Here is an 18775-nt window from a genome sequence, read left to right as displayed (position 1 = left end):
ACGTCCCCCACTATCCCTTTCCAATCTTGCCGCGCCAAACGATCTGCGTCGGCTTCACTCCATTAGAGGTTTCCATGTCCACTGCCCAACGCGTTGTCTATCGTGAACTCGGCGGTCCCGAAGTCCTGAAGCTCGAACCCCTCGATCTCCCGGAGCCGGGCCGAGGCGAAGTCCAGTTGCGGATCCTTGCCGTCGGCACCAATCGGTTCGACGCGTTGATGCGGCGCGACCATTACGTGATCGCGCCCGCCTTTCCTTCAGCGATGGGCAACGAAGCTGTCGGCGTGGTGAACGCCGTCGGTGCCGACGTCAGTCATGTTGCGCCGGGCGACCGGGTCGCGGTTCTCCCGGTCGTCTCGCCCATCATGGGGACGGGGACCTATGCGACCGATGCCAATGTTCCCGCTCACGCGGTCGCGTCCGCCATCGCGGAACTGACGTCGGCGGAGGAGGCGGGCCTTTGGATGGCAGCCTTGCAGGCATGGAACATGATGGCTCGCCACGACCTACCAGCAGGAACATGGGTTCTGGTAACGGCCGCCACTTCGGCAGTGGGATTGATGGCCTTGCAGATGGCGCGCGATCTGGGGCTCCGCGCCATTGCCACCACCCGCCGCAAGGACGCAGAGACTTCGCTGTTGGCCACCGGCGCCGCCGCGGTCATCGTCACGCGCTCGGCCGGTGATCTGGCTAAGGGCGTCGAGGAGATCACCGGGGGAGCCGGAGTCGGTCTGGTCATCGAAGCGGTGGGTGGCGACACGCTCGCCGAATGCATCGGCGCTACCGCTGAAGGCGCCCACATCATCTCCTATGGCGCGCAGAGCTCTCCGGACTTCAAGGCCGCCCGGGTCAATCTGCCCCTGATCGCGCTCGATCGCAGGACGCTGACCTTCTCGGAACTGTTCGAGGTGACGGAGAATGCCGAGCGCTTCGCCGCCGCTAGAGATTACATCCGCGAGGCTGTTCGCCGAGGCGCGCTGCGGCCGGTCATCGACCGCACCTTTCCACTGACTGAGGTCCAGGCCGCGCACCGCTACCTTGAATCCGGCCGCCTCACGGGAAAGGTCGTTCTCTGCGCGACGGAGGAAGTCCCATGCTGATCGACCATGTCGAGATCCCGGTCTCCGACGCGGATGCGGCCAGGGCGTTCTACGAGGCGGCGCTCGGACCCCTCGGCGTGGCCTGCATCGTGTCGGTTTCGCCGGATCATTCGGCGAGCGGCACCAAGCGGCATGGCCTGGGAAGCGACGGATACCCGCGCCTGTGGATTCACGACGGCGAGCCCGCGCCTGGTGGTGTTCATCTCGCTTTCGCCGCGCCCGACCGTGCCACGGTGGATGCCTTCTACGCGGCGGCCATGTCCGCCGGCGGCCGGGACAATGGTCGGCCCGGCATCCGCGCCCGATATCATCCGTCCTACTATGCCGCCTACGTCCACGACCTCGATGGCAATAACATCGAGGTCGTGTGCCAAAGGGAATGAACGAAGAGGCTGCTTAGGGAGGCGGCATGACGGTCAGGACATGTGGATGCAACTGCGGCGCGGTCCGCCTCGAGATGCGCGGCGACCCGATCCGCGTCGGCCTCTGCCACCGCACCGTCTGTCGGAAGAAGACAGGCGGACCCTACCTGGCGTTCGCCGTCTTTGCAGAAGCGGTCGTCACCGTCACCGGCGATACCCGGGGATGGGCGGGACTTCGTCCACCGTCACTTCTGCCCGACCCGCGGCTCGTGGCTCTTCAGCGTCGAGGGCAACGGAGAGCTCAAGGTCCGCCGCGGGTGCCTCGACGCCGCGCCGACGGATCTGGCGCCCACGTACGAGAGCTGGATCGTCCATCGCGAGAGGTGGCTTCCCGGAGGTGCCGGGGCAGGGCAGAGCGAGCGGGATCGGAATGCGCAAAGCTAAATCGCAGGGAGCGCTCGCGGCCACTAGGTCACGAACTCATAAACGGGTAGCGGATTTGGCTGCGGGATGATTCAAGCTCCGAAAGGAGTTTGCAATGTCGCAGCGCCGCTACGAGCTGACCGATTTCGAATGGTCGATCATCGAGCCACTTTTGCCGAAGAAGCCGCGCGGGGTTCCACGTGCCGATGACCGCAAGGTCCTGAACGGCATCTATTGGCGGCTTCGCATTGGGTCGCCATGGGCCGACATTCCGGAGCGCTACGGTTCGGCGACGACCTGCTACAATCGCTTTGTGCGGTGGCGCAAGGTCGGTGTGTGGGACCGCATCTTCGATGCCGTTTCGGTGGCCTACGATGGTTATCTGCAGTCGACCGACTCCTCCTCGATCAGGGTTCACCAGCATGCCAGCAACGTCAGGCGGCAAAAAAGGGGGCGCCGAAGCCGCCAGCCTGGCACGATCCGTCGCCCTCTGTATGGGGCGCTCGCGGGGCGGATTGACGACGAAGATCCATGCCCTTGTCGATGCCGACGGGCTACCTGTGAAGCTGGCTCTCACCGCCGGGCAGGCCCATGACGGGCGCTCGGCCATTGGCATGCCCGACACAATCGGCCCGGGGCAGGCCCTGCTTGCCGATGCAGCTTACGACAGCGACGCTTTGCGTCGCCAAATGAAGGCGCAAGGCGGCTGGGCTTGTGCAAAGCCGATGCCCAACCGACGCGAAAAGCCCCCCTTCAGCCGCTATCTCTATCGCTTCCGGAACGTGGTCGAGCGGTTCTTCAACCGCATCAAACACTGCCGCGCCATCACGACCCGCTACGAAAAGCACGACGCTATCTCGCACTCGTCAAACTCGCCGCCGTCCGACTATGGATCGCAGCTAATGAGTCAGTGGCCTAATCCGCGTCACGCAGGGTTGGATCGAGACGGTCACGCAGCCAGTCACCGAGCAGGCTTACCGACAGCGTCGTCAGGAAGATTACGACGCCGGCTGGGATTGCCATCCACCAGGCCGTCGCGATGTAGTTCCGCCCTTCGCCGAGCATCAACCCCAGGCTCGTTTTCGGTGGCTGGACGCCAAGCCCGAGAAAGCTCAGCGAGGTCTCCAAGAGAATCAGTTCCGGAAAGTTCAAGGTGACCTGCACCACGAGGACGCTGAGAATGTTGGGCAGTACGTGGCGGACGTAGATGCGGAACGGGTGGACGCCGAGCGTGCGGACGGCGAAGGCGTAGCCCTGCGCGTTCGCCTGCAGGACCAGCCCGCGCGTCAGGCGCGCATAGACTTCCCAACCATAGAAACCGACCACGATGAGGAACAGTTCGAAGCTGTTGCCGAAGAAGGCGAGGATCGCCAGCGCGATGATCAGGAACGGCATCGACGCCTGGAAATCGACCAGCAGCATGACGACTTCGTCGACCCAACCGCGGAAATGGGCGGCGAGAAAGCCGAGCATTGTGCCGATCACGGAACCGATCAGCGTGCCGCAAAACGCGATGAGGACGCTTGTGCGCAGGGCGTACAGGAGCCGCGAGAAGACGTCGCGACCTAGCCCGTCAGTACCCAGAATATAGGCCGGGTCGCCGCCGAGAAAGGCTGGTGGCTTAAGGCGATTGAGCAGGCTCTGCTCGGCGTAGCCGTAAGGCGCGATCAGGTCTGCGCCGATGGCCGTGATAAGAACGAGGAAGAGCCAGGCGCTGCACAGGCTGACGACCACCGGCAGGCGGCGCTGTCGCCGCGTTGATTGCGTCTCTGGTTCGGTGAGGATCGGATCGACGGAGGTGCTCATGCCTGCGCCTCCCGTCGGCCAGCGCCGATGCGTGGGTCGAGCCAACCATAGAGGATGTCGACGAGGAAGTTCACGACGACCATGGTGAAGGCGATCAGCAGCACGACCGTCTGGACGACGGCGAGATCGCGGAAGGCGACGGCATTGACGAGAAGCTGGCCGACGCCCGGCCATGCGAAGACTGACTCGACCACCACCGCACCGCCGATCAGCGCCCCTATGCGAAGACCGATGACCGTGACGATCGGGATGCCGGCATTCGGCAGTGCGTGGCCCATGATCCGACGCCCGAACGGCACGCCCTTGGCCCTGGCTGTCCGCATGAAGGGTTGATGCAAGACTTCCAGCAGCGACGAGCGGGTAAAGCGTCCGACCGTGGCGGCGTAGCTGGTGCCGAGCGTCACCGCCGGCATGATCAGGTGCTCGATACTGCCGGCACCCGAACTGGGCAGGACCCGCCAAGTCATTGCGAAGAGCAGGATCATCAGAATGCCAAGGAAGAAGTTCGGCATCGAATGGCCGAAGATGGTGAAGGCCATGGTCGCGTGATCGATCGCGTTCCCACGGTTCAGGGACGCCAGGATACCCGCTCCGAGCCCGAGAAGCAGCGTGAGGGCAAGCGCCGCGAGACCTAGTTCAAGCGTCAGGGGCACGCGCTCTAGGACGATTTCGAGCGCCGGCCGGTCGTCGCGGAACGAAAAGCCGAAATCTCCGCGGACGAGGCCCGCGACGTAGCGCAGATATTGTTCCGGGAGCGGACGGTCGAGACCCCACATCGTGCGGTACTGCGTGATCACGGCCGCCGGCGTGTCGTCGGGGAGCATCTGCGTGACCGGATCGCCGGACATGCGCAGGACGACGAAGACGAAGGTCACCGCCAGAACGAGCGTCAGACACGCGCGCAGCAGCTTCGTGAGGACGAAACGCGGGCTCATTGCAGCAGGTCTCCCGGTCCGTTCGACCAGCCGTAATCGGTGATTGCCCGGCCGTCGACGAGCCACTGCTCGACGATCTGTTGGTGGTCGCCGACCGCGGCCATGAGGCTGCGGCGCTCGACGCGCGCAGCGCCGCCGTCCTGATTTGCCAGGACCTCATGCATGATGCGGCCGCTGGTTCCGTCGCTTGCAAGACCGAGGACCGCCAGTAGCGTCGGCGCGATGTCGGGCAGCCAGCATGGTGTCGCCGATCGCACGCCGCGATGGAATGCCGGCCCGGCCGCAGCGAGAACGGTCGAGAGCTCGCCTCGGGCGAGGCCGCCATGCATGCCGCCGCCGGGATCGATCCCGCCGACGAACAGGCAGGTTTCCGGCGAGCCGGGCTCGGGGCCCGTCGAAGCTCGGAGCGTGAAAGAGACGGGCGCAGAGCGACGATGGCCGCCGCCCATGGCCGAGGCCGCGATCGCGCCCGGCACGGCGGCCTGCGGCTCGCCGGGAAGGTTGACGAAGACCAGCCCGCACCACGGCTCGGCCGCCAGTCTTTCGACGGTCGCGGCGATCGTCTCGCGGGATGGTTCGGGGAGATAGAGGCCGGAAAAATAACCGGGCGCCAGATGGTCCACATGGTCGGGCAGGGCTGCCCTCAGATCGACCCGGCGCGTGCCGGTGATCTGGCCATGGTCAGACATGACCATGATGTTTTCCGGCCCGTCGCCGGCCTCCCACCAATCGAGAAGGCGCCCGAAGGCGTCGTCGCAGCCCCGCTGCGCGGCGATCGTCTCGAGCCCGTCGATCCCAAACCCGTGCGAGGTGATGTCCGGATCCGACATCCAGAAGATTGCCAGATCCGGACCATACGCAGGATAGACGAGGTCGGTCAGGACTCGCGTCGCATAGTCAATCCTTGCCGAGTTGGGCGTTGCGCCTTCTGGTACTGTACCGAACCGGTCCTCAGCCTGCCGCATGACGTCCGGCGTTCCGACCCCCTCATGCACCGAGAACACCGGCTGTCCGAGACTGCCCGCGCCGTAGCTCATCATGAAGGTAGCGCCGGGCGTGGCCGTGCTGACGACGGCGAAGCGCTTGCCTGCGCGCGCAAGCCGATGGCCGAGGCTCTCGCGATCGACGAGGACGCCGAGCGCGTCGGCTCGCAGGAGATTGTCACGCTTCGCCGTGTTGAAGAGACCCGCCGCCGAGACCTCCGGATGGATGAACTGGTTGGCGACGAGCCCGTGCTGGCCCGGAGCGCAGCCGGTGACCGTGCTGGTCGAGGCAACGCGGGTCTCGCTCGGAAAGACGCTGCGCGAATGGGTCATGTCGACGCCGCCTGCGATGAACCGGGCCAGATTCGGCATTCGTTCGGCCGTGGCCCGGTCGCGCCGCAGTCCGTCGAAGCAGACGAGAAGGGTCGAGCCTTGGTTCATGCGCGGGCCTCCGGCTGATGGCCGGCAAGGGCATCGCGCGCTGCGGCGGGATCGTTGACGAGGAAACCGGCAACGCCGTTGGCGGCCATGCGGCGCAGGGCCTCAGGCACGAAGTCGCCGACGTCGCGGCCGGTGTGGTGATGACCCGTGGTGACCCAGACCCGGCGGTTCCGGCCATTGACGGCATCGAGGCGCTCCGGGCTCGCGTCGCACTCCCACAGGCGCAGGATGGTGCCGCCGGCCGCGAAGAACGCCTCTTCTTCGTCAGGGTCCTTCAGAAGGCCCAATATGGCGGCGCTCGTCCGGGCTCTGACGTGGCGCACCGAGGCGATGTCATGGAGACCGAAGACAGGTCTGTCACGACCGCAAGCCTCTGACACCGCGACGATGCGATCGAGTGCTTCGGGCCGCTCGTCCTTGATGTCGAAAAGGATGGCTTGCCCGGCCGGCAGAACGCTGAACAGCAGCGCCAGAGGCGGTGCTGCCGCCGCACCGTTGGCAGCGATTGCGGCAAGGGTTGCCACGTCGATATCCGCGATCGTGTCGTGACGGCCCGCAAGCCGAGTAAGATCGCCGTCGTGGCAGCACACGAGCGTCCCGTCGCGGGTCATGCGGATGTCGGCCTCGACGAAGTCGGCGCCGGCCTCGTATGCGGCCCTCCAGGCATCGGGCGAGTTTTCACGGTGCGCGGCCGAAAAGCCGCGATGGGCGACGATCGCCGGTCTGTTCATGACGGAGAAAGGCATGGGTAGGATTCCTAGGCGGCTTGGGCCGCCGCTTCGCGGGCTCGGCGCATGGCGGGAGAGGCCGCCGGCAGCGCCGCGATCAGCGATTGCGTGTAAGGATCTTCCGGGCGGGCGAAGACCTCGCTCGCCAGCCCTGTCTCGACGATCCGTCCGCGCTGCATCACCGCGATGCGATGGCTGATGTGGCGCACCACGCCGAGATCATGGGAAATGAAGAGGTAAGCGACGCCGAACTCGACCTGGAGGTCTTTCAACAGGTTGAGGATCTGCGCCTGCACCGAAACGTCGAGTGCGCTGACGGCTTCGTCGCAGACGATCAGCCGCGGCGACAGAGCGAGCGCCCGGGCGATCACCGCGCGCTGCAACTGGCCGCCGGACAACTGGTGCGGAAAACGCGATCCGAGCCCGGCAAGGCCGACACGGGCGAGCAGGGTCTGCGTCTTGTCCTCGCCGTTCACCACCGCGTCGATCCGATGAGCGGCCATGGCGCCGTGGATCTGCGCGGCAATTGCCAGCCGTGGATCGAGGGCCTGGGACGGGTTCTGGAAGACGACTTGGACGGTCTTGCGCTGCCGGCGCCATGCTGCCGTGTCGATAGCCGCATAGGGCTCGCCGTCGAAGGTGACCCGGCCCTCGCTGGGCGCCTCGATGCCCGCCGCGATGCGGCCGAGCGTCGACTTGCCGCTGCCGCTCTCGCCAACGATCCCGAGCGTCTCGCCCGGGCAGAGCGTCAGGGTGACGTCCTTGACGGCGCTGACCGGATCGCCGCGGCGGAGCAAGACGTGCTTGCCGCCATAGCGCCGGCTCACGGCCTGAAGTGCGAGCATGGGGTCGCTCATCAGCTCTGGCCCGGAAAGTGGCATGCGACGGTCTGCGACCCGGCATAGGGCCGTGGAGGCGGGCAGGTCGCGCATGGATCGGCTTGCTTGTCGCAACGCGGACGAAACGCGCAGCCGGTGGGGCGCGCCGCCGGCCGCGGCACCGTTCCACCGATAGCCGCGAGCCGTCCGTCCGTCGCCGACAGCGCATGCAGGCGGCAGTTCATCAGGCCCTGCGTATAGGGGTGGGCAGGGTGGTCGAAAATGTCGTCGACCGTGCCCGTCTCGACGATCCGGCCAGAATACATCACCGCGACGCGGTCGGCGATCTCGGCGACGACGGACAGGTCGTGAGTGACGAAGATCATCGCCGTTCCCGTCTCGTCTTGCAGAGCCTTCATCAGCTTCAGGATCTGCGCTTGGGTGGTGACGTCGAGCGCCGTGGTTGCTTCGTCGGAGACGAGCAGCCGCGGGCTGCAGGCGAGTGCCATGGCGATCATTACCCGTTGGCACATGCCGCCCGACAATTGATGCGGATAGGCACCGGCGCGCGCTTGCGGGTTCTGAATTCCGACCTTGTCAAGAAGTTCGACCGCCCGGCGCATCGCGACTTTCCACGAAGCCCCCTCGTGGACCACCAATGCCTCGGCGACCTGGCGGCCGACCCGCTGCACCGGGTTCAGCGAGGCGGCTGGATCCTGGAAAATCATCGCGATGTCGCGCCCGCGCAAATGCCGCAGTGTCCGCTCGTCGAGGCCGGTCAGATCGTTGCCGAGAAGGCTGACGCGACCGGCCTTCAGGTGCACGGGATCCGCCAGCAGGCCCATCGTGGCGAGGCAGGTCAGGCTCTTGCCGCAGCCACTTTCACCAACAAGGCACAGCGTTTCTCCGGCGGCGACATGAAGCGAGGCGTCAAGAACGAGATCCACCGTATCCGTGCCGATGGTCATCCCCTCGATCGAAAGGACCGGAGCCGCAGTATCGGCAGGAGCGATCGAGACATCCGAAACGGGGGAGGCGCCGGCAAAGCCGGCGCCTCCCGTTGGCGGGAGGGAGAGGTTCACGAGCCCTTGGCCCCGTCCTCCAGATTGAAGGGCCGCAGGTCCATGTAATAGAAGGTGTAAGGCTGCCATTTCAGAGACTTGCGTACGCCGTAGGTCTCCAGCGGCTGGTACAGGATCGTGCCGGGCGCATCGTCCTCCCAGGTGTCCATCAGATCGACGGCGAGGTCAAAACGCTTGTCGTGGTCGAGCGTCGTCTCAAGCTCCTGACCAATCTGGTTGAACGTGTCGGGCGTCCAGCTTTCCCAGGTCTTCTGGGCCGAGCCATAGGGGCCCCAGGTGTTCCACAAGCCGCCGACCGGGTCGGGATAGCGGGTGGAATTCGACCAGTTGCGGACCATCAACTCGTCGTTCGAGAGGGAGTCGAGATCCTCCATCACGTTTAGCTCGGCATTGAAGCCGACAGCCTTCCACATCTCCAGGATCGCCTGGGCGGCCGGCAAGGCGTTCAGGTAGTATTGCGGCTCTGTGGAGTAGATGATCGCCTCGCCGTTGTAGCCGGCCTCTTCGAGGAGCTGACGGGCCTTGTCCGGATCGTAGCCGAAACCGGGGCGTTCGGCCTGGTACATGTCGCCATATTCTGGATATTGGTGACCGTTCGGCACCACGGCATCGCCATTCCAGAGCGCATCAACGAGCAGCTTGCGATCGATTGCCAGGTTCATCGCCTGGCGAATGCGCTTGTCGGCCAGCACGGGATGGTCGGTGTTGTAGACAAGGACGTGCGAGTTCGCGAGGACAACGCTGCGCGTCTCGATGTCGTCATAGGCGTCGATCTGGGCGATCTGGTCCGGCGCCACATTGGTCACGATGTCGAACTCGCCGCTGACGAGACCGGCGATGCGGGCGGCCGGCTCCGGCACCCTGCGGAAGGTCACGGTCGCCGCGGTCGGCTCGCCGTCCCAATACTGGTCGAACGCGTCGAGCCGGATGTACTGATCGGCCCGGTACTCGTCGAGCATGTAGGGACCGGTGCCGACTGGAAACTGGGCGAAGCTCTTGCCTTCGGCTTTCTCCAGCCAGTCGTCCTTGTCGACGATCCAGGAGGCCCAGGAGGCGAGGCGCTGCTCGAGAAGCGGGTCCGGCGCCTTGGTGACGAAGCGCACGGTGTAGTCGTCGAGCTTCTCGACCCGGTCGAGTACGCCGAAATAGGCCCGACCTTGTGGCAGCGGCGAGTCCTCACCGATCAGGCGCTCGGGCGAAAAGGTGAAGACCACGTCGTCGGCATTGAACGCGGCGCCGTTGTGGAACGTGACGCCCTCGCGGAGCTTCACTTCGAGTGTTGTGTCGTCGATCCGCTCCCAACTCTTCGCGAGCGATGGAACGAGCTTGGCGCCGCCGCCGCCTTCACCCGAGAGGAAGTCCCGGCGGATCAGGGTGTCGAATACCGAGTAGGTGATCCGGGTGCCGACATTGGAGAGTTCCTTGCCTGGCTCCAGCGTCGGCGGATTGTCTGCGACGGCGACGACGATGTCGGGTCTGTCGGCAGCTTGCGCCGGCATTGCGCCGAGACCGCCCATGGCAAGCCCCGCAGCAAGGCAAGCTGTGATCGTCCTGTCGAACATGTTCGCTCCTAAGTCCTACTGACAAAGGGCGTCTATCGCTCTGGTGAGAAGCCGCAGTGACACTCACGCGACGATTCTGTGAACGAGGGCGGCGAAGGATCGAGGACGTCGGCCCGCAGAGCAGCAGAATGTTTCGACGGACAGCTTCTGCGTGGACGTTCAAGGGAGCCGGGGAACTTGCCGCCGAGCCCTGCCAACGGCTTAGTTGCGCCCAATTCAGGCATAAGAGCCAGTTCCGCGATCGTCTATAGCTGACATCGAGTGGCTTCAACGGCTGATCTCGTCAGCGGTGGGTGCGCAAGCTAAACGAGTTTGCCTACAGTATCCCGCCGATGGAACGCGAACTGAAATTGGCCCATGCGACGAGAGCGTTATGAATTATCGTATGCGTCGGCAGATTTCTAAGACGCTATTTGCAGGCAGCTAAAATACAACTCCTGCTGGAAGTGGGTGAAGCCACATAGCGCTATTGTCAACTTCCTCTCCTGCAGCGGTGCCATACCATGCCGTACCCGCACGGCCGCCCCAAACGTGCTAGCCTGACGTGGGGCTAGGCTCGGATGGCGGGAACTTGGAACGAAGAACCGATCATGGTGCGGAGACCGACCACGACCGTCCCGAAGGGCTCGAGTCCTGGTTGCGCCTGGCCGGCCTAGAAGCTCTGGCACCGCGCCTGATTGAGGAGGATCTGGATCTGGAGCTCTTGCGTGAGCTCGACGAATCCGACCTGCAGGAACTCGGCCTGACGCTCGGACAGCGCCGGCGCTTGCTAAAGGCGCTGCACGAGGCGACGCCGGCGCGGCCTGTCGACGCCGAACCGCCGTCAGACGGTGCAGCCGAACGGCGGCAGATCACCGTCATGTTCGTTGACCTCGTCGGCTCCACCGAACTCGGCGCGCGTCTGGACCCAGAGGAGATGGCGACCCTGATCCGTCGGTTCCAGGACACGGTCGCGGGCGAGATCGCTCGGTTCGGCGGCCATGTCGCCAAGTTCATGGGGGATGGCGTGCTAGCCTATTTCGGCTGGCCGCGCGTGCGCGAGGACGAGGTCGAAATGGCGTTGCGCGCCGGCCTTTCGGTCGTCGAGGCGGCCGGGCGCCTCGCTTCCCCTACGGATATCCCGCTCGCCGTTCGCGTCGGTTGCGCAAGTGGTCCCGTCGTGGTCGGCGACCTCATCGGCGACAACGAGGCGCGCGAGCGCACCGTCGTCGGCGATACGCCGAACCTCGCCGCGCGGCTGCAATCGATCGCGGCCCCCTCCGCCATGGTGATCTCGGCGATGACGCGTCATCTCGCAGGCGAACACTTCGAGGTCGAGCCCTTGCCGGCGCTGAGGCTGCGTGGCTACCTCCGGCCGGTCGAGGCCTTCCGCGTCCTGCGCGAAAAGATGCTCGTAAGCCGCTTCGAGGCGCGGGAGGGTCATCGCCTGCTGCCGCTTTGCGGCCGCGCGATTGAGTTGTCGCTCCTGCTTGAGCGCTGGGAGCTGGCGAGGGGCGGCGAGGGGCAGTGCGTACTCCTGACCGGGGAGGCCGGCATCGGCAAGTCGCGGATCACGGCGGAATTGCTGCGTCGTCTGGAAGGCACGCATCACTTCCGGATTCGCCAGCAATGCTCGCCCTACTACGCCGATACACCGCTCTGGCCGGTGGTCCAGCAACTACGGCACGCGGCTGGGCTCGACCCCGATGTCGGAAATCCAGAGAACCTTAATCGTCTGACTGCACTGCTGGCGAAGGGCGATGAGGAGACGATCGGCGCGCTGCCGGCGCTGGCCGACGCCGTTGGTCTGGTCCCGCCAGACTCCGAAATTTTCGAGCGATTCGGTCCGCAGCAACGCCGTGTGATTACGCTGCAGGCGCTTGCTGCCCAACCTGTGGGCCTTTCTCGCGCCCGTCCGGTCCTCATGGTGCTGGAGGACGCGCATTGGGCCGATCCCTCCACGCTGGAACTCTACGGCCTCGTTCTCGACGCGATCGGCGACCGGCCAGTGATGATCCTTATGACCAGCCGTCCAGAGGGTGGGCCGCGGCTGACGGCCCATCCCCATGTCACCCGGCTCGCGCTCAATCGGCTGAGCCGTGCCGCCGCGCAAGAGCTGATCAGGGAACTGATGAGTGATACCGCGACGTCGAGCGAGATCCTGGAAGAGATCATAGCCCGCACCGACGGCGTGCCGCTTTTCATGGAGGAACTGACCAGAGCCGTCATCGAGTCCGGCAGCCAGGGCCCCTCGCTCGCCGCCATCCCCGCTTCTTTGCACGACAGCCTCATGGCCCGCCTCGATCGACTGCCGGGCGTTCGCGAAGTCGCGCAGATCGCCGCGTGCATCGGCCGCGAGTTCGATTACGCGCTGCTCGCGGCCGTGGCCGGCCTGCCCGGGGCGCAAATCGACGAGGCGCTCGATCGGCTGGCCGAAGCCCAGTTGGTCTTCCGCCGCGGCGCCGCTCCCGCCGTTCACCATGTCTTCAAACACGCACTGGTCCGTGACGCCGCCTATGCCAGCCTGTTGCATTCGCGCCGCCGAACTATTCACGGAGTCATCGCGGCCGCGCTCACCGCGCGTCCCGACGGGGCGCCCCACAGTCTGATCGCCTACCATGCGGCCGAAGCTGGCGATCTGCCACAAGCTATCGATCGCTTCGTGGCCGCCGGCCGTGCCGCCACCCATCGCAGCGCCAATGAGGAGGCGGTGAGCGCCATTTCCAACGCACTCGCCCTCACGGAGAGACTTCCCGAGGGACCCGATCGCGCGACGCGAGAACTGGACGCACGTGTTGCCCTCAGTGTGCCGCTCATCGCGGTGCGGGGCTATGCCTCGCCGGATGTCGAGGCGGCCTTGACGCCTGCCGTCGCGCTCGCTGAGCAACTTCGGGACGATGCGTGCCGCTTCACGGTGCTGCGCGCGCTCTGGAACTGCGTCTACGATCAGGGGGAGTTGACGCGCAGCGCCGCGCTCGCCGATCAGCTCATCGATCTGGCCGAAACCTGCGGTCGGGGAGACTGGTTGCGGCTTGCCCGACGCGCCCGCGGCTCCAACTGCAAGTCGGAAGGTCGTTTGCCGGAGGCGCGTGCGGCGTTGGAGGCCGTGCTCTCTGACCCCACGCCATGGTCGCCGGAGCAATCTCTCTTCGACCACGGCGAGAATCCGGAATTGATCGCACATCTCTATCTCGGGTGGATCGATACGGTCGAAGGCATGCCAGCCACCGGCCTTGCCCGGATCGAGGCGGCCATCGGCGATGCCGATGCGCTGGAATTCCCGATCGCCAGTGTTTTCGCTGGTGCCATTCGCAGCTTGGTTCTCTTCTTGCGGCGGGATGCAGAAAGCTGTCTGGAACAGGCAGAGAAGAACCTGCGGCTGAGCGAGAAGCACGGCTTTGTCTTCTGGGCCGCGCACGACAACATCTTCATCGGTTGGGCAAAAGTGCTGCTGGGCGGAGGCGTGTCAGCCCTCAAACAGTCACGCGACGGCATCGAAAGGTGGAAGCGGACGGGCGCGCGCTTGCATGTCGCGACCTGGGATGCGGTCGCCGCCGACGCGGCGCTCCATCTGGGATGCACGGCGGACGCTGTGGAACTGGTCGAAGAGGCGTTTGCCTGCACCGCGCACGCAGGTGAGGAGTTCATGCTATCCGAAATTCAACGTCTTCATGGGTGCAGGCTTCTCCATGAGGGCGACGTCGATGCCGCAGAAGAGGCCCTCGGCCGCGCTTGCGCTACGGCGGACTGGCAAGGCGCCCACTGGTTCAAGCTACGAGCGGCCCGCGACCTCGCCGCGCTCCGCATGGCGAGGGGCGACAATTCGGGAGTGTCATTGTCAGCGCTCGTGAGTGCCCTCGACTCAGTAATCGAGGGTGACAATCTGAGGGACGTCGTTGAGGCGCGCGATCTGCTGCATCTGCTCCGCGAATAGCTCGTGACGCCGCTACACCGTTGGATGCGATCTGCTGATGTAATCCACCGTCCGAATCGTCAGAAACCGATTCCGAGTATCCTGAGGATTTGGGTCTTAATGAGCGTGACCCGCTTCGCTCGCGCGCCCAATTCCCAAGTCCGGGACTGGTTTGGCAACAAATGGCAGAGCGCGAGGGCCACGGGCTCTGCTGAACAACAACTCTCATATCTGCGTACCTAAGTGGACGGTCTCTTTACGGCCCAATGCTGAACCGGAAATCATTTCCGACCCGGGTGGAAAGCGGCCAGGCAGTTCTCCAGCGTCGATGAGAGAAAAGCGGACGCATGTTGAGCTTCTGGGCCGTCTCAGATCAACCCTCCTGCTAGATGCCAGAGTGCTCCCGCACCCGCGGCTCCCAGGAGAGTCGGCAGGATGCCGATGTTAAGTCGGAATAACGCCAGAGCGGCTGCGGCAAAAAGCAGTAGGGCCATTGGGTCAACGCTCGAAGGGACCGGAACATCGAGGGAAAGCAGACCCATTTGGGCTTCATCAACCTGTCGGAAGAGGACGTGCATCCCAAACCAGACGCCCAGGTTCAGGATCACCCCGACCACCGCCGCGGTGATCGCCGCGAGTGCGCCGGAGAGCGCGCGGTTGCCGCGCAACCGCTCGATGTAGGGCGCGCCGAGGAATATCCACAGGAAGCACGGCGTGAACGTCACCCAGGTCGTGAGCAACCCGCCGAGGGTACCGGCGAGGTAGGGGTTCATGCTTCCCGGGTCCCGGAAGGCGGCGAGGAAGCCGACGAACTGGGTGACCATGATCAGCGGCCCCGGCGTCGTCTCCGCGAGGCCCAGCCCGTCCAGCATCTCGCCGGGTCCGAGCCAGCCATATTGCTCGACGGCCTGCTGCGCGACATAGGCGAGAACGGCGTAGGCGCCGCCGAAGGTGACCACGGCCATCTGGCTGAAGAACACCGCGATGTCGGCGAAGGCATTGCCGGTGCCGAACACGATCAAAAGCAGGGCGACGGGGATCAGCCAGAGCGCCAGGAACACCCCCGAGATGCGCAGCGCCCAGGCAACATTCGGCTGGGCGTGATCCGGCACCGCTTGGCCCAGCGCGGAGTCGGCGTCGGACACTGTCGCTCCCTTCGATGGTCCGTGACCGCCGTTGCCTGAGAAGGCCGGAAGTCCTGCACGGGCGGCGACGTATCCAATGGTCCCTGCGGCAAGGATGATCGCCGGGAACGGCACGTCGAAGAGGAAGATCGCGGCGAAGGCCGCACCGGCTATCGCGACCATGATGCCGTTGCGCAGCGCCCGTCGGCCGATCCGGTTGACCGCTTCCAGCACGATCGCGAGGACCGCGGCCTTCAGTCCGAAGAACAGGCCGGCGACGATGCCGACATTGCCGAAGGCGACATAGACCCACGACAGCGCCATGATGGCGACAAGGCCCGGTAGGACGAACAAGGCCCCGGCGACGAGGCCGCCCTTCGTGCGATGCAGGAGCCAACCGAGATAGGTGGCGAGTTGCTGGGCCTCGGGCCCGGGGAGGAGCATGCAGTAGTTCAGGGCATGCAGGAACCGCTCCTCGCCGATCCATCGCTTCTCGTCGACGAGGATGCGGTGCATTACGGCGATCTGACCCGCCGGACCGCCGAAGGATAGGCAGGCGATCTTCGCCCAGACGCGGACCGCTTCACTGAAGGGAATCCCATGGTCTGGGGTGCGGGCGGATCCGGACGCGTCATGGCGGGAGGCGGGCAAGTCGGTCATCTCACAATCCTGCCTTCCGAACGGGCCAGTTGTGCGTCTCGTCCGTCGCGTCGCGGCACCAGCGGTAAAACGCGTCGTAGAGGAGCAGTCCGGCCTCCAGTTGCTCGAGGTCGTTCGCGTACATCCGCGAAAGGCCGAGCGATGCAGCTAGCAATCCGGCTGCTTCCGGGGCGAGGTCCGGTCGGGCGGTGTCGGCACCGCGAACCAGGGTCGCAAGCCGGAGCAGCGGCGGCGTCGCGAGATCGAGCTCCTCGACCATCGTGTCGAACGTGCAGCGCTCCCCGCGGTGGCTCCAGAAGACGTTCTCGACGTCGAACGGCGCGGCCCCGAAGCGCTCGCCGACCGCCTGGACCTCGGATGGCTGGACGAATAGGAACACCGCGAACGGATCGACGAAGCGTCGGATCAGCCAGGGACAGGCGATCCGGTCAACCTTCGGCCGGGCCCGGGTGACCCAGACGGTCCGACCCTGGCCGTCCCGACGGGGAAGCGAGGCTTCCGGCACGACCGGCAGGCCCGCAGAAGACCAGGCTTCGTGGCCACCCTCCAGCGCTTCGGCGGCGACACCTTCATGGCGCAGCCAGGCGGCGACGCCGTGGCTGAGCTTGGCGCCGGCATGGCAGACAACGACGACCGCTCTGGCGCGAAAGTCCGCCGCCCAGGTCGCGACCGTCGCATGATCCCTGCGCACCGCGCCCGGCACCAGCCGCGGGTCGGCGGCGAAGTCTTCCTCCGTCCGCACATCGACGACGAACGGACATTTCGGGGTGCCGACGAGGCGTGCAAGCTTGGCGTGTGTGATGGCGATCGTAGAAGCCATGACGCGTCCTTCCATGAATGGATGAGTGGACGCGATGCTTCGGCCGGGGCCTCGTGGGGTGATCGCAATCCCCATTCCGGCATTCAGCCAGGGCGGCCGTCAAAGTCAAGTCACCGCCGCGCCGATCCCCGCCATCGGATGCGAAGGAGGTTCATTCGCCACCATGACCCGGATTCGGAATTCATTTCCGACCCGGGTGGAAGCCATCCGTACGCTATGCGGCCGGTATAGTCTCAACCTGCCAGTTGCACGTTCAAGCTGTTCTGATCAGGCGGCATTTTGCCAAGTGAGGCCCCTGACGATTATTGGTGATCATCGGAGATGACGGATCGTGATCAGATTGTGCCGTCGAGCGTGTAGCGAACACCGTCTCCCGGTTACGAAATGGCCGCCTTGCACGCGACATATGAAGCCCGCGGTCGATTTGCGTCCAAGTTCGCTTCATCGCAGGTTTACCGATTGCCAGCATCCGTAGCTGCGGCTACCGATCAACCATGCGGATTGGAAACTGCATTGCCCATACCCTGCATGGAGCTCTTATGGAAACTGCAGTTATCAAAGCGAAGACGGGCGTAGCGGGTCTTGACGACATCCTCGTCGGTGGCTTGGCTCCCGGCCACGTCTTCCTGATGGAAGGCAGTCCTGGCACCGGTAAGACCACTATTGCTCTCAGCTTCCTCATGAGCGGTGCTGAGATCGGTGAGAGGGGCCTCTACATCACACTGTCGGAGACGGAGAAGGAACTGCGGGCCGGCGCGAGATCGCATGGCTGGGACCTCGGCGATACGATCGAGGTAAGCGAGCTCGTCCCTCCCGAAAGCCTGTTAGATCCGGATTCCCAGCAGAGCCTTTTGTATTCTTCGGACCTGGAGTTGGGCGAGACGACGAAGGCAATCTTCGACGCCTTCGAGCGCATCCAGCCTTCCCGTGTCGTCCTCGACAGCCTTTCCGAGATACGCCTGCTCGCACAGAGTTCACTTCGCTACCGCCGGCAGATCTTGGCACTGAAGCATTTCTTCGCCACGAAGAACGTCACCGTCCTCCTGCTTGACGACCTTACGACTGACACGATGGACAAGACTGTCCATTCGATTGCGCATGGCGTGATCAAACTGGAGGAACTTGCGCCAGAATACGGTTCGGAACGCCGAAGGCTTCGCGTCATGAAGTATCGCGGTCAGTCTTTTCGTGGAGGCTACCACGACATGGTCATCAAGAATGGCGGCGTGCAGGTATTTCCACGGCTTGTCGCGTCCGAGCACCGTATTCCTTTTACCCGGACGCAGTTGACGAGCGGGATTGCGGAACTCGACGCGTTGGTCGGCGGCGGGCTAGAGCAGGGTTCTAGCACATTGGTCCTCGGCCCTGCCGGTACCGGAAAGAGCACCTTCTGCTTCCAGTTCGCCGTCGCGGCCGTCGCGAGAGGCGAGAGGGTGGCGATGTTCATCTTCGATGAAGAGCTCGGCCTGTTGTTCGACCGGACGAAGGCCTTGGGGATGGACCTCGAGGCGATGAGGGATGCAGGGCTGCTGCTGATCGAGCAGGTCGATGCGGCAGAGCTTTCCCCTGGCGAATTTGCTCACCGTGTCCGGGATCGCGTCGACAGTTCGAATGCAAAAACCGTCGTCATTGACAGCCTCAACGGATATCAAGCAGCGATGCCGGCTGAAGGTTCCCTGACGCTGCACATCCACGAGTTGCTCCAATACCTGAACCGGCGTGGGGCAACCACCTTCCTGACGGTCGCGCAGCATGGTCTCGTCGGCGACATGAAGTCCCCTGTAGATCTGACGTACATCGCGGACACCGTCATCCTACTCCGATATTTTGAAGCTCTCGGCAATGTCCGTCGGGCGGTCTCCGTAATCAAGAAGAGAACGGGTCTACATGAGGATACCATCCGTGAGTACAAGATCGGAGTGACTGGCCTGGTCCTCGGACAGCCGCTGAAGGAGTTCCAAGGCGTGCTTCGCGGTGTACCTACTTTCATCGGCACCTCGGAAGGCGGACCGAGGTCTGTTCCAGAGGGCATGCTGTAG

General features: G+C 64.7%; 14 protein-coding genes and 1 pseudogene. 6 read left to right on the top strand and 9 right to left on the bottom strand.

From position 1 onward, the window contains the following. Positions 1-74: 74 nt before the first annotated feature. The 4 genes and pseudogenes from H536_RS0118130 (at position 75) to H536_RS23855 (ending at position 2804) form a co-directional block, all read left to right on the top strand. Positions 75-1100 (top strand): zinc-dependent alcohol dehydrogenase family protein, encoded by a 1026-nt coding sequence (locus H536_RS0118130; protein WP_024351797.1) that lies wholly within the window; start codon positions 75-77, stop codon positions 1098-1100. Beyond that, the gene (locus H536_RS0118125) at positions 1094-1483 is read left to right on the top strand and encodes a VOC family protein (RefSeq protein ID WP_029703588.1); all 390 of its coding nucleotides are present in this window, start codon (positions 1094-1096) and stop codon (positions 1481-1483) included. Before H536_RS0118130 ends, H536_RS0118125 begins: the two co-directional genes overlap by 7 nt. Positions 1484-1509: 26 nt before the next feature. Next, the gene (locus H536_RS25580) at positions 1510-1956 is read left to right on the top strand and encodes a GFA family protein (protein WP_444541709.1); all 447 of its coding nucleotides are present in this window, start codon (positions 1510-1512) and stop codon (positions 1954-1956) included. Positions 1957-2000: 44 nt separating this feature from the next. After that, positions 2001-2804, top strand: a pseudogene (locus H536_RS23855) (IS5 family transposase). On the opposite strand, the gene H536_RS0118120 reads toward H536_RS23855, so the two are convergent. From H536_RS0118120 to H536_RS0118090, 7 genes are all read right to left on the bottom strand, one after another. Then, positions 2801-3691, bottom strand: a complete 891-nt coding sequence (locus H536_RS0118120) for an ABC transporter permease (RefSeq protein WP_024351795.1) — start codon at positions 3689-3691, stop codon at positions 2801-2803. The pseudogene H536_RS23855 and the gene H536_RS0118120 sit on opposite strands and share 4 nt — an antisense overlap. Further along, positions 3688-4626 (bottom strand): ABC transporter permease, encoded by a 939-nt coding sequence (locus tag H536_RS0118115; RefSeq protein ID WP_024351794.1) that lies wholly within the window; start codon positions 4624-4626, stop codon positions 3688-3690. The genes H536_RS0118120 and H536_RS0118115 overlap by 4 nt, the downstream gene beginning before the upstream one ends. Then, positions 4623-6050 carry an alkaline phosphatase family protein gene (locus H536_RS0118110; protein WP_024351793.1) on the bottom strand — a complete coding sequence of 476 codons (1428 nt, stop codon included), beginning with the start codon at positions 6048-6050 and terminating at the stop codon, positions 4623-4625. Before H536_RS0118110 ends, H536_RS0118115 begins: the two co-directional genes overlap by 4 nt. Continuing rightward, positions 6047-6781, bottom strand: coding sequence for a glycerophosphodiester phosphodiesterase (locus tag H536_RS0118105; protein ID WP_024351792.1), 735 nt, complete (start codon positions 6779-6781; stop codon positions 6047-6049). The genes H536_RS0118110 and H536_RS0118105 overlap by 4 nt, the downstream gene beginning before the upstream one ends. Positions 6782-6807: 26 nt before the next feature. After that, positions 6808-7623: an ATP-binding cassette domain-containing protein gene (locus H536_RS0118100; RefSeq protein WP_051141644.1), complete on the bottom strand. Its 816-nt coding sequence runs from the start codon at positions 7621-7623 to the stop codon at positions 6808-6810. An 11-nt stretch (positions 7624-7634) separates the two neighbouring features. Beyond that, on the bottom strand, positions 7635-8564 hold the full coding sequence (locus H536_RS0118095; protein ID WP_024351790.1) for an ABC transporter ATP-binding protein: 930 nt from the start codon (positions 8562-8564) through the stop codon (positions 7635-7637). 110 nt (positions 8565-8674) lie between these two features. After that, positions 8675-10240: an ABC transporter substrate-binding protein gene (locus tag H536_RS0118090; protein ID WP_024351789.1), complete on the bottom strand. Its 1566-nt coding sequence runs from the start codon at positions 10238-10240 to the stop codon at positions 8675-8677. A 571-nt stretch (positions 10241-10811) separates the two neighbouring features. On the opposite strand from H536_RS0118090, the gene H536_RS0118085 reads away from it, so the two are divergent. Further along, positions 10812-14153, top strand: a complete 3342-nt coding sequence (locus H536_RS0118085) for an AAA family ATPase (protein ID WP_024351788.1) — start codon at positions 10812-10814, stop codon at positions 14151-14153. Positions 14154-14500: 347 nt separating this feature from the next. Here H536_RS0118085 and chrA read toward each other — a convergent pair whose 3' ends face one another. Together chrA and H536_RS0118075 are read right to left on the bottom strand one after the other, a co-directional pair. Then, positions 14501-15916: a chromate efflux transporter gene (chrA, locus tag H536_RS0118080; RefSeq protein ID WP_024351787.1), complete on the bottom strand. Its 1416-nt coding sequence runs from the start codon at positions 15914-15916 to the stop codon at positions 14501-14503. 1 nt (position 15917) lies between these two features. Then, positions 15918-16736 carry a chromate resistance protein ChrB domain-containing protein gene (locus tag H536_RS0118075; protein ID WP_024351786.1) on the bottom strand — a complete coding sequence of 273 codons (819 nt, stop codon included), beginning with the start codon at positions 16734-16736 and terminating at the stop codon, positions 15918-15920. 539 nt (positions 16737-17275) lie between these two features. Here H536_RS0118075 and H536_RS0118070 point away from each other — a divergent pair. After that, a complete protein-coding gene (locus H536_RS0118070; protein WP_024351785.1) occupies positions 17276-18775 on the top strand; it encodes an ATPase domain-containing protein in 1500 nt (499 codons plus the stop codon).

The sequence above is a fragment of the Aurantimonas coralicida DSM 14790 genome, from assembly GCF_000421645.1.
GTDB lineage: Bacteria > Pseudomonadota > Alphaproteobacteria > Rhizobiales > Rhizobiaceae > Aurantimonas > Aurantimonas coralicida.
The sequence above is the reverse complement of the archived record's forward strand: the minus strand, read 5'-3'. Positions and strand labels throughout refer to the sequence as shown.

Bases quoted from the DNA above. Each gene is read 5' to 3' on its own strand.
- H536_RS0118095 (WP_024351790.1), bottom strand. From the start codon at position 8,564: ATGACCATCGGCACGGATACGGTGGATCTCGTTCTTGACGCCTCGCTT.
- H536_RS0118120 (WP_024351795.1), bottom strand. From the start codon at position 3,691: ATGAGCACCTCCGTCGATCCGATCCTCACCGAACCAGAGACGCAATCA.
- H536_RS0118125 (WP_029703588.1), top strand. From the start codon at position 1,094: ATGCTGATCGACCATGTCGAGATCCCGGTCTCCGACGCGGATGCGGCC.
- H536_RS0118090 (WP_024351789.1), bottom strand. From the start codon at position 10,240: ATGTTCGACAGGACGATCACAGCTTGCCTTGCTGCGGGGCTTGCCATG.
- H536_RS0118130 (WP_024351797.1), top strand. From the start codon at position 75: ATGTCCACTGCCCAACGCGTTGTCTATCGTGAACTCGGCGGTCCCGAA.
- H536_RS0118100 (WP_051141644.1), bottom strand. From the start codon at position 7,623: ATGCTCGCACTTCAGGCCGTGAGCCGGCGCTATGGCGGCAAGCACGTC.
- H536_RS0118115 (WP_024351794.1), bottom strand. From the start codon at position 4,626: ATGAGCCCGCGTTTCGTCCTCACGAAGCTGCTGCGCGCGTGTCTGACG.
- H536_RS0118070 (WP_024351785.1), top strand. From the start codon at position 17,276: ATGGAAACTGCAGTTATCAAAGCGAAGACGGGCGTAGCGGGTCTTGAC.
- H536_RS0118105 (WP_024351792.1), bottom strand. From the start codon at position 6,781: ATGAACAGACCGGCGATCGTCGCCCATCGCGGCTTTTCGGCCGCGCAC.
- H536_RS0118110 (WP_024351793.1), bottom strand. From the start codon at position 6,050: ATGAACCAAGGCTCGACCCTTCTCGTCTGCTTCGACGGACTGCGGCGC.
- H536_RS0118075 (WP_024351786.1), bottom strand. From the start codon at position 16,736: ATGGCTTCTACGATCGCCATCACACACGCCAAGCTTGCACGCCTCGTC.
- H536_RS25580 (WP_444541709.1), top strand. From the start codon at position 1,510: ATGACGGTCAGGACATGTGGATGCAACTGCGGCGCGGTCCGCCTCGAG.
- chrA (WP_024351787.1), bottom strand. From the start codon at position 15,916: ATGACCGACTTGCCCGCCTCCCGCCATGACGCGTCCGGATCCGCCCGC.